General features: G+C 37.2%; 15 protein-coding genes. 13 read left to right on the forward strand and 2 right to left on the reverse strand.

Annotated elements, in window-relative coordinates:
• Positions 1-31: 31 nt before the first annotated feature.
• From CY0110_RS17815 to CY0110_RS17840, 6 genes are all read left to right on the forward strand, one after another.
• The gene (locus tag CY0110_RS17815) at positions 32-931 is read left to right on the forward strand and encodes an amino acid ABC transporter substrate-binding protein (RefSeq protein WP_008276906.1); all 900 of its coding nucleotides are present in this window, start codon (positions 32-34) and stop codon (positions 929-931) included.
• Between the two features lie 326 nt (positions 932-1,257).
• On the forward strand, positions 1,258-2,532 hold the full coding sequence (locus tag CY0110_RS17820) for a glycosyltransferase family protein (RefSeq protein ID WP_232285750.1): 1,275 nt from the start codon (positions 1,258-1,260) through the stop codon (positions 2,530-2,532).
• Between the two features lie 51 nt (positions 2,533-2,583).
• Positions 2,584-3,822 carry a glycosyltransferase family 4 protein gene (locus CY0110_RS17825; protein WP_008276908.1) on the forward strand — a complete coding sequence of 413 codons (1,239 nt, stop codon included), beginning with the start codon at positions 2,584-2,586 and terminating at the stop codon, positions 3,820-3,822.
• A 42-nt stretch (positions 3,823-3,864) separates the two neighbouring features.
• Positions 3,865-5,067: a glycosyltransferase family 4 protein gene (locus CY0110_RS17830; RefSeq protein WP_071943872.1), complete on the forward strand. Its 1,203-nt coding sequence runs from the start codon at positions 3,865-3,867 to the stop codon at positions 5,065-5,067.
• Positions 5,068-5,086: 19 nt separating this feature from the next.
• Positions 5,087-6,919: an ABC transporter ATP-binding protein gene (locus tag CY0110_RS17835; protein WP_008276910.1), complete on the forward strand. Its 1,833-nt coding sequence runs from the start codon at positions 5,087-5,089 to the stop codon at positions 6,917-6,919.
• A gap of 47 nt (positions 6,920-6,966) precedes the next feature.
• Complete coding sequence (locus CY0110_RS17840; protein ID WP_008276911.1) at positions 6,967-7,965, forward strand: phosphotransferase; 999 nt, start codon at positions 6,967-6,969, stop codon at positions 7,963-7,965.
• Between the two features lie 43 nt (positions 7,966-8,008).
• Here CY0110_RS17840 and CY0110_RS17845 read toward each other — a convergent pair whose 3' ends face one another.
• Positions 8,009-9,499 carry a glycosyltransferase family 39 protein gene (locus CY0110_RS17845; protein WP_008276912.1) on the reverse strand — a complete coding sequence of 497 codons (1,491 nt, stop codon included), beginning with the start codon at positions 9,497-9,499 and terminating at the stop codon, positions 8,009-8,011.
• A gap of 233 nt (positions 9,500-9,732) precedes the next feature.
• Here CY0110_RS17845 and zwf point away from each other — a divergent pair, with 233 nt between their 5' ends.
• From zwf to CY0110_RS17865, 4 genes are all read left to right on the forward strand, one after another.
• The gene (zwf, locus tag CY0110_RS17850; RefSeq protein ID WP_008276913.1) at positions 9,733-11,262 is read left to right on the forward strand and encodes a glucose-6-phosphate dehydrogenase; all 1,530 of its coding nucleotides are present in this window, start codon (positions 9,733-9,735) and stop codon (positions 11,260-11,262) included.
• Between the two features lie 116 nt (positions 11,263-11,378).
• Positions 11,379-12,749: a glucose-6-phosphate dehydrogenase assembly protein OpcA gene (opcA, locus tag CY0110_RS17855; RefSeq protein WP_008276914.1), complete on the forward strand. Its 1,371-nt coding sequence runs from the start codon at positions 11,379-11,381 to the stop codon at positions 12,747-12,749.
• Positions 12,750-12,827: 78 nt separating this feature from the next.
• Complete coding sequence (locus CY0110_RS17860) at positions 12,828-13,022, forward strand: IS1 family transposase (RefSeq protein WP_008276915.1); 195 nt, start codon at positions 12,828-12,830, stop codon at positions 13,020-13,022.
• A gap of 56 nt (positions 13,023-13,078) precedes the next feature.
• Entirely contained in the window at positions 13,079-13,519 is a 441-nt protein-coding gene (locus CY0110_RS17865) for a hypothetical protein (protein WP_008276916.1), read from the forward strand.
• Here CY0110_RS17865 and CY0110_RS30015 read toward each other — a convergent pair.
• Entirely contained in the window at positions 13,516-13,659 is a 144-nt protein-coding gene (locus CY0110_RS30015) for a hypothetical protein (protein ID WP_157464607.1), read from the reverse strand. The genes CY0110_RS17865 and CY0110_RS30015 overlap by 4 nt on opposite strands.
• 174 nt (positions 13,660-13,833) lie before the next feature.
• Between CY0110_RS30015 and CY0110_RS17870 the strand changes: the two genes are divergently transcribed.
• From CY0110_RS17870 to CY0110_RS17880, 3 genes are all read left to right on the forward strand, one after another.
• A complete protein-coding gene (locus CY0110_RS17870; protein ID WP_035799863.1) occupies positions 13,834-14,061 on the forward strand; it encodes a DUF6887 family protein in 228 nt (75 codons plus the stop codon).
• A 333-nt stretch (positions 14,062-14,394) separates the two neighbouring features.
• Positions 14,395-16,203 (forward strand): acyl-CoA dehydrogenase, encoded by a 1,809-nt coding sequence (locus tag CY0110_RS17875; protein ID WP_008276918.1) that lies wholly within the window; start codon positions 14,395-14,397, stop codon positions 16,201-16,203.
• Positions 16,172-16,585 carry an acyl carrier protein gene (locus CY0110_RS17880; RefSeq protein WP_008276919.1) on the forward strand — a complete coding sequence of 138 codons (414 nt, stop codon included), beginning with the start codon at positions 16,172-16,174 and terminating at the stop codon, positions 16,583-16,585. Before CY0110_RS17875 ends, CY0110_RS17880 begins: the two co-directional genes overlap by 32 nt.
• Positions 16,586-16,904: the final 319 nt, after the last annotated feature.

A 16,904-nucleotide genomic window follows, 5' to 3' on the forward strand; every position in this document is an offset into this window, starting at 1 on the left:
TTAACCTTAAGATAGTCTGAGGAAAACAGTGATGAGGAAAAAATTTGTTTTATTGGTCTTAACATTATTATTAGCTGCCACTTCTCAAAATGCAAGTTGGGCTGGAGAAATTCTAGAAAAAATTAAAGAAACAGGGGTCATTACCGCAGGAACTCGTAAAGATGCTATTCCTTTTGCATACATCAATGATGAGGGGGAATGGGTCGGCTATTCTATTGATGTTTTAGAAATTATTCGTCAAGATATTGAAAAGAAATTAGGTAAACCTATTCAACTAAAATTAGTAGAAGTTACCCCACAAAATCGTTTTGATAAAGTTAAAAATAGAGAAATTGATATCGAATGTGCCTCGTCTACCTTTACTTGGGAACGGGAAGAAATGGTCGATTTTTCAGTTAGTTATTTTGCAAGTGGCACAAAAATATTTAGAAAAAAAGGCAGTGATTTAGGGACAATTGATTCTCTAGCTGGTCGGAGAATTGGAGTTATTCCGAATACCACTAATGAACAAGCCATTAAAATACAACAACCGGCGGCTATTCTTGTTCCTATTAAAGATAGAAATGAAGGATTAGAAAAACTGAATAATGGAGAAATTGAAGCGATCGCAGGAGATGGTATTGTTTTACAGGGATTAAGATTAGAAAATGGTAATGCTGATAAATTTGAAGTCGTCCCAGAGTTTCCTTATATGTATGAAGCTTATGCTTGTATGATTCCTGAAGATGAGTCCGCTTGGCGAGGAATGGTAAATTATAGTTTAGTTAAGTTTATGGAAGGGATTGTTAGTGATCAACCGCAACAAGTTCAAATGTATGAAAAATGGTTTGGAGAAGAAACAGGAGTAACACCTTATTCAAGAGAAGCGATTAATGATTATTTTCAGGGGATTGTTGATGGTTATGAATGGATTCCTTTAATTAGCTACTAAATCAGTGAACAGTTACCAGTTACCAGTCATCAGTTATTAGTGAACATTGGGAGTTCCCTGTTGCCCCTCTTTAAAAGGGGGGTTGGGGGGATAGGGGGAGTTAGAGGGGTATGAATAAACATAGAAATAAGTAGAAATAATGGGACATAAATAGAACTATGTAACCGTTTCCCTCGGTTTGGAGGGATTTTTTTTCCCTAAATTTTGGGACTGACATATCAAGTTTTGTGAACTTATACTAAGACCAGGTTATCCCGTATTTAATAACGCCATAAATATTGACCATATAAATTCTCTTCAAACCCCTCTTTTTTGTCCACCCACTCGTGTTACACCTTCCTCAAATTATGCCGTTAACTACGCTGAAAAAGCCGAATATCACGCTTCAATCCTTACCTAACCCCAAAAAAATCCAAAAGCTCAGAATTGCCCTTTATTCCCACGATACAATGGGTTTAGGCCATAAACGTAGAAATCTTTTAATTGCCCAAAGTTTAGCCCATTCTGCCCTTAATGCAGATATCCTCGTGATCAGTGGAATGAGTGACATGACCAAGGTGGGAACTCATCCAAACATTGAATATATTACTTTACCTGCTTTATATAAGACCAAAGACGGTCAATATCAAGCCCGTCGCTTGGATATGTCCCTCGATGATATCATTAAACTGCGATCACAGGTTATCCGTGCAACTATCAAGAATTTTCAGCCGGATGTCTTCATTGTGGATAATGTTCCCAGAGGAGCTATGGGAGAATTAGATCGTACTTTGAAATATTTACGTAACCAGGGTAAAACTCACTGTATCCTTGGGTTACGGGATATTTTAGATCAACCAGAGGTCATTATCCCAAGTTGGAAGAAAGCTAAAAATGAAGAGATGATCGCCCGTTACTATGATAATGTTTGGATTTATGGTGATCCTAATGTTTACGATCTCGTTAAAGAGTACCATTTTTCTGCTGAAGTTGCAGCTAAAATTCGTTACACAGGGTATTTAGACCAACGCGATCGCTTAAACTATGCAAAATCTGAGGAAAAACAGCCCATAACCCAAAAATCTGAACGTCTAGCCCTTTGTTTGGTAGGTGGAGGACAAGACGGTTATCAATTAGCAAAAGGGTTCGCCCAAGCAGAGCTACCCTACAATAGTCATGGAATTATCATAACAGGGCCTTTGATGCCTAGTCAACTTCGTCAACAGTTACATCATGAAGCAAAAAATAGACCTAATTTACAGGTATTAGATTATGTTTCTGAACCTACTTTATGGTTACAAAAAGCAGATTTTGTGGTAGCAATGGGAGGCTATAACACCACTTGTGAAATTTTATCTTTTGAGAAACGGGCGTTAATTGTTCCTCGTATTAAACCCAGAGAAGAACAGTTAATTCGGGCGCAACGGTTACAAGCATTAGGGTTAGTGGATATGTTACATCCTCATAATGTTAACGCTGAGGCTTTAAGTCAGTGGTTATGTCAAGATGTTGTTAAACCTAACGTCCATGAAAACATTGATTTTAGAGGATTACACCGTATTCCCCAATATTTAGGAGAAATGCTACGAGAAAATGACCCTAGATTTCTAAAAGTCAGCTAAAAAGTAGAACCTTTTTCAAACAGTAAACTTAGTGAGTGAGGAACTTAATTTATGCGTGTTGGTTATGTGGTTAAACGGTATCCCCGTTATTCAGAAACCTTTGTGGTTAATGAAATTTTAGCTCATGAAAAAGCGGGATTAAATATCGATATTTTTGCCCTGCGTCCCCCTTGTGACAGCCATTTTCAAAACTGTATTTCTCAAGTTTGCGCTTCTGTAACTTATATTCGTAAACCTATGCAGGGGCGGGTTAGTGAGTCTCTTAATAGTTTATCTCCGACGGCAGCTAGCTATTTTTGGGCAGAATTACAAGAGTTAGGTAAATTAGTTCCTAATTTCTGGAGTAAACTATCTATGGCACAAGGAGAAGCAGCTAGTACGGTTTATCAAGCTGCTTGGTTGGCCAGAGAAGTTAAATTAAGAGGAATTACCCATTTACACGCTCATTTTGGTTCAGTTGCTACCAGTGTAACCCGCTTGGCATCTCACTTTGCGGATGTTCCTTATACCTTTACAACTCATGCTAAAGATATTTTTCATGAAAGTGTAGATATTGATGATATGACCCGAAAACTTAGGGATGCTTCGACTGTTGTAACTGTGAGTGATTATAATCAACAATACTTGCAACAAATTTATGGAAAAGTGGCTGATAAAGTTCAGAAAATTTACAATGGATTGAATTTATCACAACTTAATTATCAATCTCCGAAAAATCGTCCTCCTCGCATCATTTCAGTAGGACGTTTGGTAGAAAAAAAAGGAACTTCTGTATTAATTGATGCCTGTTTTTTATTAAAACAGTGGGGTTGTGAGTTTTATTGTCAAATTGTTGGGACGGGTAACTTAGAAACAGAATTAAAGCAGCAAATTGAAATATTAAAGTTAGATAACTGTGTTGAAATTATTGGTCCGCGGCCTCAAAATGAGGTTTTTAAGCTAATTCAAGAGAGTGCTGTTTTTGCTGCCCCTTATATTATTGGAAAAGACGGTAATAGGGACGGTTTACCAACTGTATTATTAGAAGCAATGGCTTTAGGAACTCCCTGTATTGGAACGGATGTTACGGGGATACCTGAAATGATTAAACATGAAGAAACAGGGTTAATTATTCCTCAAAATAATTCAGAAGCTTTGGCCATAGCATTGCGAACCTTATTAACCAGTGAAAATATGAGAGTTCAGTTAGCAGAAAAGGCTAGAAATTTGATGGAAACTGAGTTTAATATTGAGGAAAATGCTGCAACTTTAAGGAAGTTATTTCAGTCAACTTCTAATAAGAAAGATTAGGTGGACATTGCCCACCCTACAGAAAGAATTAAGAGGTAATTAATGATGCGTATTGCTTATGTTTGTGCAGATTCAGGTATTCCTGTTTTCGGACAAAAAGGATGTTCTATTCATGTCCAAGAAATTCTTAGAGGGTTTTTAAAACAAAATCATCAAGTCCATCTATTTAGTCCTCGGTTTAGTGATGATAAACCTGATGATTTACAAGGCGTAAAATTACATGAATTATTACCCATTCCGAAAGTTGCTCAAGGGTTAAGAGAAAAAATTGCTTTATCCATGAATTCAGAAATAGACGCAGCCTTAGACTATGCAGAACCTTTTGATCTGGTTTATGAACGCTATTCTTTATGGAGTTATGGGGGAATAGAATATGCTAGAAAAAAAGGTATTCCTGGTATTTTAGAGGTCAATTCACCTTTAATTTTAGAACAACAAAAACACCGTAGTTTAGTGCATTTACAAGAAGCGGAAAGCGTTGCCATAAAAGTATTTAATGCAGCGACAACTATTATTGCCGTGTCTGATGCAGTAAAAGATTATGTCAGTCAATATGTTAACAACCCTGACAAAATAAAAGTTATTCCTAATGGGGTCAATGCTGATCGGTTTCATCCCAAAAAGATAACATCTCATGCTTATTTTACTGTTGGTTTTGTAGGATCATTAAAACCTTGGCATGGCTTACCTATTTTATTAGATGCCTTTGAACAATTTCATCATCATTATCCCCAAAGTAGACTATTAATTATCGGAAAAGGCCCCGAAAGCGATCGCCTACAAACCCAAATTAATCAGAAAAATTTAAACTCAGCAGTACAGTTAACTGGGGCTGTTCCTCCCTATGCTATCCCATTTTTATTAGAACAAATGGATGTAGCGGTTGCCCCTTATCCACCCCTAGATAAGTTCTATTTTTCCCCTCTGAAAGTCTATGAATACATGGCCGCAGGGTTGCCAGTTGTCGCCAGTGATATTGGGCAAATAAGGGACGTTATTAAACATGGAAACAATGGGTTATTGTGTCCCCCTGGAGATATTAACGCCTTATCAGAAGCTTTTATCAGGTTAATGCGATCGCCTCAACTGCGTCACCAGTTAGGCATATCTGCCCGTAAAACCATCCTTGCTCATTATACCTGGGATCAGGTGGTAGAGAAGATTTTGAAGTTAGCAAAAGGAGCAAGGAGCAGGGAACAGGGAGCAGAGGGAGAAGGGAAAAAAATAAATATTAAAGTTGCGTAGTGAGAGGTAGAAAGCAGTAATGACGACAAGCAAATCATTGAAAAGCACAATTCCCAGTTTAGGGCGAATTTTAGCCCGTTTTTGGCCTTATTTACGCCAGGAAAAATCAAGGTTAGGGTTAGCCATGTTAGCTGTGACGGGGGATGTGGTGTTACGCATTCTCGAACCCTGGCCGCTAAAATTTATTTTTGATCAGGTTCTCATCCAAGATCAATCCTCATTGCCCATTTTCGAGGCGATAAGCCCTCTTGCGGTGTTAACCCTTTGTGCGTTAGGAATCATCAGTATTACGGGTTTAAGGGCGTTTTCGGCTTACTGGAGTACGGTTTCTTTAGCCACTGTCGGCAGTCGGGTGATGATCCAAGTTAGAGAACAAGTGTATCGTCATTTGCAAAGATTATCTCTGACTTATCATAACCAGGCCAGAAGCGGGGATCTCATTGTTCGGGTGAGTAGTGATGCAAGTCGTCTGCAAGAAATTTTGATAACGGCAACGCTTCCTCTGGTTATTAGTATTATGACGTTATTGGGGACAGTGGGGGTTATGTTTTGGTTAAATGCCGATTTGACCCTATTATCACTGTTAACCTTCCCTTTATTCATTTTTGCATCTGGTCGTCTTAGTCAACGTATTCGGACTGCTTCTGTGACACAACGACAACAGGAGGGAGAAGTGGCGGCCACTGCTTCAGAGTCATTGGCAGCTATTAAGTTAATTCAGGCGTTATCCTTAGAAAATGCTTTTGCTGCTAACTTTGCCAGACAAAATAAACAAAGTTTAAATCAAAGCGTCCAAACACAACAATTATCTGCTTCTTTAGAACGGGTGGTGGATGGCATTATTGCTTTAGGAATGGCGATCATTTTATGGTATGGATCATGGTTAGTATTACGAGATGCCTTAACACCAGGGGATGTAATTGTCTTTTTAACCTACCTTAAAAATAGTTTTAAACCCATTCAAAATTTTGCCAAATATACCGGACGTTTAGCTAAAGCTGCGGCCTCTGGTGAACGTATTTTAAATATATTAGATGAAACCCCAGACATTCAAGATTTACCCAATGCGGTCGTTGCACCTTTTTTTAAAGGAAATATAACCTTTCAAGATGTTAGTTTTGGTTACAATTATTCTCATTCTATCCTAAATAAGATTAATTTAAACGTAAAACCGGGTCAATTTATTGCCATTGTGGGACAGTCTGGCAGTGGAAAATCGACCTTAATGAGTTTATTACTCAGATTGTATGATCCCGTGTCAGGAAATATTCTTATAGATGGGCAAAATATTCGCAATTATAGGTTAAACTCTTTACGTTCTCAGATGAGTGTGGTTTTGCAAGAAAGTCTCTTATTTGCAGCTACGATTAAAGAGAATATTTCCTACGGGATGGATAATATTACAGATGAAGAAATTATCGAAGCTGCTAAGTTAGCTAACGCCCATGATTTTATCAAAAAACTACCCCAAAAATACGATACGTTTGTAGGAGAAAGAGGGTCAACTTTATCAGGAGGCCAACGCCAAAGAATTGCCATTGCTAGGGCTGCTATTCGTCAAACTCCCATCTTAATTTTAGACGAACCCACCACAGGATTAGATCAAAAAAGTGAAAAAGCTGTTATCGAAGCCTTACAAAGATTAGCTAAGAATAGAACGACATTTCTAATCACTCATGATCTTTGGTTAGCCACGCAAGCAGACACAATTTTGTACATAGAAAAAGGAGAAGTTTTAGAACAAGGAAGCCATTGGGAATTACTACAGAAAAAAGGTTTTTATTCTCAATTGTATAAAATTCAATGTCATAAAAATAACCAATCTTTTGAACCATTAGCTATTGGCCAATAAACTTAATCTAATGCACTCCCCACCCTACAAATAAGGAAAAATTTATCATGAATATTCAAGTTAAGGACTCATTTAACCTACTCTCTGAACCTAATTTGTTCTTTCTAAAAGATGCTTTATGCCCGAATCAAGTTAAAAATGTTTTAAAACAATCTTTTCCTGATATCATAAACAATAATGTTTTATCCAGTATTCAAGTTATTCGTTACAAAGCAAAAAAACGCTGTTTAATTGAATATCAATTTAAGGGTGAAGAAGAATTTAGTTTACTTGGAAAAGTACGGTTTAAAGGGACTGATACAAAAAGTTATTACCTTCAAAACTATCTTTGGGAAAATGGCTTTGATGATCACAGTTTAGATACTGTTTCTGTTCCCCAACCTATTGGGGTTATTCCTCAGTGGAAAATGTGGTTACAGCGAAAAGTGCCAGGATACACTACCACCCTTTTATTAGGTAAACCAGATGGAATTGATCTTGCCGAAAAAATTGCTTATGCTGCTTATAAATTACATAAATTTCCTGCTAAAACAGATCATTATCATACTATTGATAATGAACTACATATTTTGTACGAAAAATTACCATTAGTTATTGAATTATATCCCTATTGGAAGAGTAGAATTAGAGCGATTTTAAAAGAATGCGATCGCTTAGGTAAAAGTTTATCTTATATTCCTTCTATAGGTATTCATCGAGACTTTTATGCCGATCAAATTATCATTAATCATTCTCGTTTATATTTATTGGATTTAGATTTATATTGTTATGGTGATCCAAGTTTAGATATTGGTAATTTTATCGCTCATATTACAGAATACAGTTTAAGGGTTTTAGGGGATTTTCAAGTATTACAAGATCGAGAAATAGCATTACAAGAAGCTTTTATTCAACTAACAGGAGAAGAAAGCAGAAAAAGAATTATGATCTATAAATTTTTAACCTTAGTTAGACATATTTATATCAGTACCAAAATAAAAGAACGCAATGCTTATACAGAAGATTTAATTAGGTTATGTGAAAGTTATTTAGAAATCGATGGTTAAAAAAAAGTTATGGCAAATCAAACACTTACTATTACCTGATTAATTATTTAAGAGATTTCAAAACATAGTGATCAGCAACAGAAATATCCTCACTTTTAACATAAAATTGATTAAGATAAGAATAAATATCACTAGATGTATAAAAGAAACCTTTAAACCTACCAATTAAAATTTGCTCAGGTTGATACTTTACTAATAATTCATATACTTGCGCTTGAGTTATTTGTTTAGTTTTAAGTCGTTTCATAGAAAAAACAGCAATTTCTGGAGGAACCACTAAATCAGCATAAAATCCATAAATAGGAACATCTGTAAACAGCCATTGTGTTGAATTTTTATTTTCGGACAGACGATCAACCAAGGCAAATTGTTCACTATAATCTTGTTGAAGACTAGGAATATCTTTAGAAACTTTAGGTTCAAGGTTGATCAATGCAAATATAATTAACCCTAGTGAAATAATTCCTAAAATATAATTATTAATTTTTATTTGTTTTGGCTTCAGTAAATATTTACGTTGTTTAAAAAAATTTACACAAGGAACCGAACCATAAGCTGCTAACCAAGCCATAGGAATAGCAATTAAACAATAATGATGTGGCCAAACTGGGTGATGATTAATAATTAGTAAAAATGCTGTTCCTAACCAAGCAACCGGAAATAAACCTTCCCATCTACGTTTTACAAAAACAACGAATACACCTAGAATAGATAAATAAAATAAATCAAAGTCCTTTTTTCTAATCATTCTACTTAAAAGCGAAAAACCGCTTTCACTTGAAAGTTCAGTTTTTATTTTGTCCCCAAAATGAGTTAAAATAAGCTGTTCATAGCTTAGTTCATTAAACAAGAATGCTAAAAATATGAAAACTATTACACAAATGATTAACCAAAGCAATCCATTAGCTAATATATCCTTTTTTTTGACTTGTTCTGGTTTGTAAATGATTATAAAAATCAAAATAATTGGAATTAATAATATTGTAAAAAACTTTATTTGCAAAGATAAAGCAAAACAAACGCTAGAAATGGCTAATAAATATTTTTTCTTTAGTTTTTTATAAATAAATAAAAAATAAATTGAAATTACAGCTAAAGATAAAGAGGGAATTCCAATCATGATAGCACTACTAAACCTTATAAATCCTGATGAAGCAGCCAATGATAAAGAACCAATGAAAGCAGGAAATATACCTAAATTAAGACGAATTATTTCAAAGAAAAACCAGATCAGTAAAGCTGAAAAGATTATCGTCAAAAGACGAGCCGATAAAATAGATTTTCCAGATATAGTTAACCAAAATGAAAGTAAAGCTGGGAAAAGAAAAGGTTGATCACTCCAAATCTCTACATGAGGCGCATAACCTTCACCGTAAAGTAAAGCCCTCATCAATACCAGTCCTTCATCAAGATTAAATTGAAATTCTTCTTTAAGAGGAACGATCATCGGAACAATAACTATTGCTAAAACCAGATAGACTAATAGGAGTGCAATATAGATTAATTTTTGTTTATTAATTATTTTTAAAAACATTTTTATTAAATTAGAAAAGAATTAGTTAATATTTATAGAGTTTAGATTAATAACTATTTTTTGACAATCTAGATAAGTAGAAAAATAGTAAACAGTCAGTTCCTTCGTAAAATCCCACGGTATAGATTATAAGCATAGTTATACTTCAAAGCTTAATTTTGTGTAATAACTTACCTATCTTCAAAAAAGTTCTCGTTAAACTAGAGACTATCGAAGGAGCCAAGAAGAAGCTTATGGTAACGCTGTTAGAAAACCCATTTCGCGTTGGACTACGCCAAGAAAGAACCCCAGAACCCTTAATACTTGTCATTTTTGGAGCATCCGGCGACCTCACCCAACGTAAACTCGTTCCTGCTCTCTACAAAATGAAACAGGAACGGCGACTCCCCCCAGAATTAACTGTGGTTGGAGTCGCCCGTAGAGACTGGAGTCATGATTATTTTAGAGAACAAATGCGTGAGGGGATTGAAGAATTTTCCGACGGCATTGGTAACGAAGAATTATGGAATGATTTCGCCGAAGGATTATATTATTGCTCAGGAAATATGGATGATCCTGAGAGTTATCAAAAATTAAAAAGCTTTTTAGAAGAATTAGACGGCAAACGAGGCACTAGAGGTAATCGTGTTTTCTATCTCTCGGTCTCTCCTAAGTTCTTCCCCCCAGGTATCAAACAGTTAGGGGCTGCAGGAATGTTAAGCGACCCCATGAAACACCGTATCGTCATCGAGAAACCCTTTGGAAAGGACTTAAGTTCGGCTCAAGTTCTTAACCGCATTGTGCAGAATGTGTGTAAAGAAGAACAGGTTTATCGTATTGACCATTACTTAGGTAAAGAAACTGTCCAAAACCTGTTAGTGTTCCGCTTTGCCAACGCTATTTTTGAACCTCTGTGGAACCGTCAATTTGTCGATCATGTTCAAATAACTGTAGCCGAAACCGTCGGGGTTGAAGATAGAGCCGGTTACTATGATACTTCTGGGGCCTTGCGAGATATGCTGCAAAACCACCTCATGCAGCTATTCTGTCTCACTGCGATGGAACCCCCCAATGCCTTAAATGCTGATAGTATCCGTAACGAAAAAGTTAAGGTCTTACAAGCGACCCATCTCTTTGACGTTCATAACCTCGAAAAATCAGCTATTCGGGGACAATACAAAGCAGGATGGATGAAAGGAAAGCCTGTTCCAGGCTATTTAGAAGAACCGGGCGTAGGCGAAAACTCCTCTACGCCTACCTACGTTGCCATGAAACTGATGGTAGATAACTGGCGATGGAAAGGAGTGCCATTTTATCTAAGAACAGGAAAACGTCTACCCAAAAAAGTCTCTGAGATATCCATCCAATTTAAAGATGTACCCTTACTCATCTTCCAGTCAGCAGCCCATCAAACCAATGCTAACGTCCTCAGTATGAGGATACAACCCAACGAAGGCATTGCCCTCAAGTTTGAAGCCAAAATGCCAGGGTCTGAACTGCGAACCCGCTCAGTAGAAATGGACTTTAACTATGGTTCCTCCTTTGGCATGGCCAGTGCAGATGCTTATCACCGTCTCTTATTAGATGCGATGTTAGGGGACCAAACCCTGTTTACCCGCGCTGACGAAGTAGAAGAAGCCTGGCGAGTGGTTACTCCTGTGCTATCCGCATGGGACGGGCCAGCCGAACCCAACAGTGTTCCCCAATACGAAGCAGGAACCTGGGAACCCACCGAAGCTGAATTTTTAATTAACCGTGATGGTCGTCGCTGGCGACGTTTATAGAAGTTCCTCACTCTGTTGCGGCGCTATCGCACAGAAGTTAGAAGTCAAAAATCAGAAGTTTGGCTTCTATGACTTCATTAACTTATTTCTCAACCTCCCTAAATAACTAAACCATTATGACTACCCAAACTCCCCCCTTAGTTTCTCTACAAGACCCTAAAGATGTCTCTATTGATGTCATTGAATCAGAATTAAGCAGCATTTGGCGAAGTTACAGTGATAATGACGATGGTATCGTTGCCACTCGTGCCACATCGTTTACCTTCATTGTCTATGAACCTGAACCCACTCAACACTTATTAGCAGCTTTGGGTTTTTATACCGGTCCTATCGATGGTATTGCCGGTCCCCGTACCGTTGCAGCCATTAAATCGGCACAAAAAGCCTATGAGATGGAGGTGACAGGTAAATCAAATCAAGATTTTATCCATAAATTACAAACCGAGTTTGAACAGGCAAAAGCTAATGGCCAACTTAACGAAGAACAAAAAGTGGCCGCTGGTTCCTATTCTCCAGACTTAGAAGGCACCGGCTTAGCGGATAGTATTGCTGCATCCAACCCCTGTCGTATTATTACCCTCTGTCCTACGGTTGGAGAAGACAAAGGCGTTAAAGCACAGGTTTCAGCTTATTGTCCTATCAATAAGCGCAGTCAAAACACCCTTATTTGTTGCGAATATATTACCCTCAGAGGAACGGCTGCAGCTTTAGAGAGAGTTGGGGGTATTATTTCAGAATTAACCATTAGTGGTTTGCCTACCTTCGTTTGGTGGAAAGCCAGTCCCGAACCTGAATACGGACTATTTAAGCGGTTGGCTTCCCAAGGAGATACGTTAGTCGTTGACTCTAGCAACTTTAGTGATCCCGAAGCCCAGTTATTACAACTCGGTCAAATGTTAGAGCAAAATATACCCCTAGCTGACTTAAACTGGGCTAGACTCAGTCCTTGGCAAGAATTAACGGCTGCTGCGTTTGACCCCCCAGAACGTCGCAGTGCCGTGTTAGAAATTGACCGTGTTACCATCGACTATGAAAAGGGAAATGCTACCCAAGCGTTGATGTTTTTAGGATGGGTGGCTAGTCGTCTGCAATGGAAACCGGTTTCCTATGAACAAGAAGGCGGTGACTATGATATTCGTCGGGTTAAGTTCCTCAATGATGAACAAAAAACCATCGAAGCTGAACTAGCAGGGGTTCCCTTAGCTGACTGGGGCGATGTCTTAGGAGACTTGATTAGTATTAAGTTAAGTTCCACTAACCTGCAAGCAGACTGTTGTACAGTGTTATGTTCTGGGACAACTGGATGTATGCGTATGGAAGCATCAGGAGGCGCACAAGCTTGTCGTATTGAACAGGTAACTCCTTTAGGCGATCAAAAAACTGAACATTTAATCGAGAAACAATTGCAACGTTGGGGTCCCGATGCGTTGTATCAAGAAAGTATAAATGTGACAATGGGAATTCTTAAGTTAGCAGAGAATAACTAACTAGAATTGTCATGATTTTTAAGGCGGGTTTTAGGGTGATAGTTGCCTTAAAACTCGTTATCTTTGCCCAAATAAAGAATGTCCACTGACCATGAAACAGGAACCATACTAGCCTATGTTTTAGGACAAAGAAAAGATCAAATGTTTCTCAAATTAAAAAGAATGCTGAAACCCTTCGGTATTAACAAATTCTATACAGATAATTGGGAAGTTACGAGCGTCATTTGTCCAATGATGAGAGAACAGTTAGTAAATAGACAAAGCGTTTGCTGATGAATTTCCGAAAAATAACCCCTGTCGGTGAAACTCACTAAAAACAGTGTTGAAAAATGCCACCTTACCTAAACGAAATAAAAGATTCAATCATCATAAATTACCAAGCACTGATTGGTTTTTGTGGTTTTTTACTTTTTACTTATTTAGGAGGTTCTCTAAAAGATCATAGTTTTGAGAAACTTTCCCTGGAAGAAAAAGAGAAAGTATCCAACTTCTCTAAAAGAATCATTAATCAAAAGTTCATAATTGTTGTTATGGTTTTGATGGTCATATCTGTTATTAGTTTGGTTTTAATAGATGATGCTAATAGCTTATCTGATGAAGATATGAAAATTGGAGTTCTAGGAGGAGGTATTTTTGGTCTTTTATTAATTAACTTACTTATCTACAAAGAACTAAAAAGCTGCAATATTGCCCAAGACTATATTAACGCTTGGATAAGCTGTGCAATACTTACATCATTAGGTTTTGTAATATGGATGATTGTTATTTAACCAACTGATAAATGTCTCACTAAAGTAGTACGATCGCCGATTTTGTAAGTTGGGTTAAGGGACGAAACCCAACAATCATAACTTTTTTGTATATTTAATGAATAAGCAATGAATAGCGATCGCCTTTTTTGTAGGTGCATTACACTATGGTTAATTCACCAAATGTTTAATAATTAATAGATAAATTCAAGGGTGGATTACGTTTCTCTAATCTACCCTACATTTTATTTGATAAGATAAAGATTATGTTTATATATTGGCTGGGTATGATGAAGAAATAGAGTTTCAGATAACACCAAATGGATAATTTGCTGATGAGTCAAATTAATTATGATGCAATGTCAACCACTGAGTTGAAACAATATTTTATCAAGCATCGTGGAGATCATGCTGCATTTCAAGCTTACTTAGATAGAATTAATCAACGTCCCCTTAAAATTATAGCTAGCCTTGATGATTCTGATTTTGATGAAAAGGTTCAAGCAGCAATTCGCCAAAAGTTAGAAACAGCAAGGAACAAGAATGATAAAGGATCTCAATGATCGCCTTGTTTAAAAAATTTTTATTAACTTATTATTATGTTGGAATTAAGTAAAGAATTTAACGAAAGATTGGAGTTAGCAATCCCTTTTTTTACTTTTTTTAGTCTATTAATTGAAACTCCATTTTGAATATGATTGTTCTGTGATTTGATCACTAGCTCAATCTCGTGACTCCCAATAACATAACTGATTACTGCTCACTGATTAACTGTTCACTGACAAAAACTTGCTTACTTTACATAAACCAGTTAAAATAGCCATTAATTTTTGTGAAGGTTATAATATACCCTGCAAAGGAATAGCCTGAAGCAAAGCTACCTAAGGAGGCACGTCATGCACCAACTCAAGCAATATTGGGTTGCTGAAAGACTTGACAAAGACTTAGGAGATCCCTGGACTCCTGAGAGCGTAATGTCGTTTAAGCAGGTCGTTGAGATCGATGAGAAAGAGGAATTTCCTCACTCAGAGATCGAATGGCTTTACAACTGGAAACTGCAACATTACTATGTTCCGGCGGAGTGTGGTGGGGAGTTTACTTCTTTTGAGGAATTTTTAGCATTTGTTCGTGTTTTGTGTCGTCGAGATCAAACCATAGGGATCGCATTTACAACCCTATTTTGGTCTTTTATCACTTGGATGGCAGGAACCGATGAACAAAAGCAACAGTTAGCCAAATACATCAAAAACGAAAACGGAGCGATGTGTTTAGGCTATTCTGAACGAGAACATGGGAGTGATCTCGTTGGCGGTGATTTAACGGCGAAAAAAGTCCCAGGAGGATACATCCTCAACGGGGAAAAATGGCCGATTAACCGCGCTACCATTTCGGGGATAACTTATATTTTGGCCAAAACCGATCCAGAGGGGGGACCAAAATGTTTAACCCTGTTCATGGTAAATAAAAGTCAATTAAACCCTGAGAATTATTACAATTTACCGAAAATCTTAACCCACGGTATTCGCGCATCGGATATGAGTGGGATCGGCTTTAAAGATTGTTTTGTGCCTGACTCAATGCGGATTAAAGAGGAAGGAGACGGATTAGAATTTGCTTTGAAAGGCTTTCAAGTGACTCGTACCTTCTGCGCTGCTTTTTCTTTGGGTGCGGCCGACACTGCTTTAAGAACTACCTTGAATTTTGCCACAAAACGGGTTGTTTATGGAAAAAAAGTCATTGATATTCCCCAACCCCGTAAAGTGCTGGTAGATGCTTTTTTAGATATTTTAATCTGTGATTGCGAAACCATTGGCGCAGCGAGAGGATTTCATATTATCCCTGAACAATTTAGCGTCTGGGCCTCGGTGACTAAATATTTCGTTACCACCCAAATAGAAACCATGATCAATAGCGTTTATACAGTTTTGGGATCACGGTTCTATATGCGCGAAGAACATGACTGGGGTATCTTCCAAAAGGTACTACGGGATAACTCCATCATTAGTATGTTTGATGGTAGTACGGTGGTTAATTTACACGCGTTGATGCTTCAGTTTCGTCAGCTAACTAAACAACGATCCCGACGCAAACCAGAAGCGATCGCAGATTTACAAAAACGTTTAGAAGCTATTTTTTCTTTAGAGCAACCCTTACCTTCCTTTCACGGAGAGAAACTCGAATTATTTGGTCGAGGGGCCGATGATCCTTTACAAGGGTTGGAAATAGCCTTACAACAGTTAGAAGCGTTAAAAGAAACGACAGATATAGATGAGGAAGTGTTAGAAAAAGTCATGGTTTTGGGTAGTTTAGTCTTAGAAGAATTAAACGCCCACGACGAGTTAATTGCTAACTCAAAGTTTGAATATGGCCATGATCAATCCCCAGAATTGTTTGAAGTTGCCAAAACATATTGTACCCTTCATGCTGCGGCCTGTTGTTTACAGATGTGGTTATACAATAGAACAATTTTAGGGGACTTTTTTGCTCAAGGGGAATGGTTAGTTTTAAGCTTACACCGACTCTTAAGAACAATAAGACCCTTACCCTATAGCATTTCTGACGCTTATGTAGAAAATACCGCCCAAGAACTGCTAAAACTTTATAAAGAAGATAAACTGTTTTCAATCGTTCCTTTTCAATTAGCTCATTCACCGATAAACGAGGATCGCTCTTATGCAACTTCAAAGCTCCAGCTACAAGCTTGATGACCAAGCAGCAGCAACTACCACACCAGTCGAAACTGTTCAAAATTGGCTGATTAAGCAGTTAGCTGAGCAGTTACGTCTTGACCCTGCTAGTATAAAAATCACCGAACCTTTTACCCGTTATGGCCTAGACTCCATCGACGCTGTTACCTTAGTCGGAGACTTAGAAGACTGGTTAGACTTAGACCTTCCTGATACTTTATTTTGGGATCATCCGACTGTAGAAAAATCAGCAAAGTACCTCGAAGAAAATTATGATCTTGCTGATGCAGTCAATAAGATTGAATCAGAAGAAACAGTAACCGAAGCACCCATTAATGAAACTCAAGATAATAACAATGATAAAAAAGGATGGGGCAATCTTTTTGGAAGATTCAAATAAAAGATAAACCATAAAACTATCAATAGGGTTAGCCAAGGATAACACTTGACTAACCCTTGTTCTTAGTTAGTAATTAGAATCAGCGAAAAAAGCTCACTTATAGGGATAATCAAGCAAAATTTACTCCTTTTAAGGATGTCCTAAACGTTACTTCACCTGGTATAGTATTAAAAATTCTATCCTTTGTTTCCCATAACTCAAGTCTTATATTTACTGGTTTAAATTTAATTAATATATGTATGAATTACTCTGATTTTTCATTTTGGTGGATTTTAATTTTATTTAGTGTTCCCTTTTTGACCATTCGCTATATCGCGCA

The organism is Crocosphaera chwakensis CCY0110 (genome assembly GCF_000169335.1).
Classification (GTDB): domain Bacteria; phylum Cyanobacteriota; class Cyanobacteriia; order Cyanobacteriales; family Microcystaceae; genus Crocosphaera; species Crocosphaera chwakensis.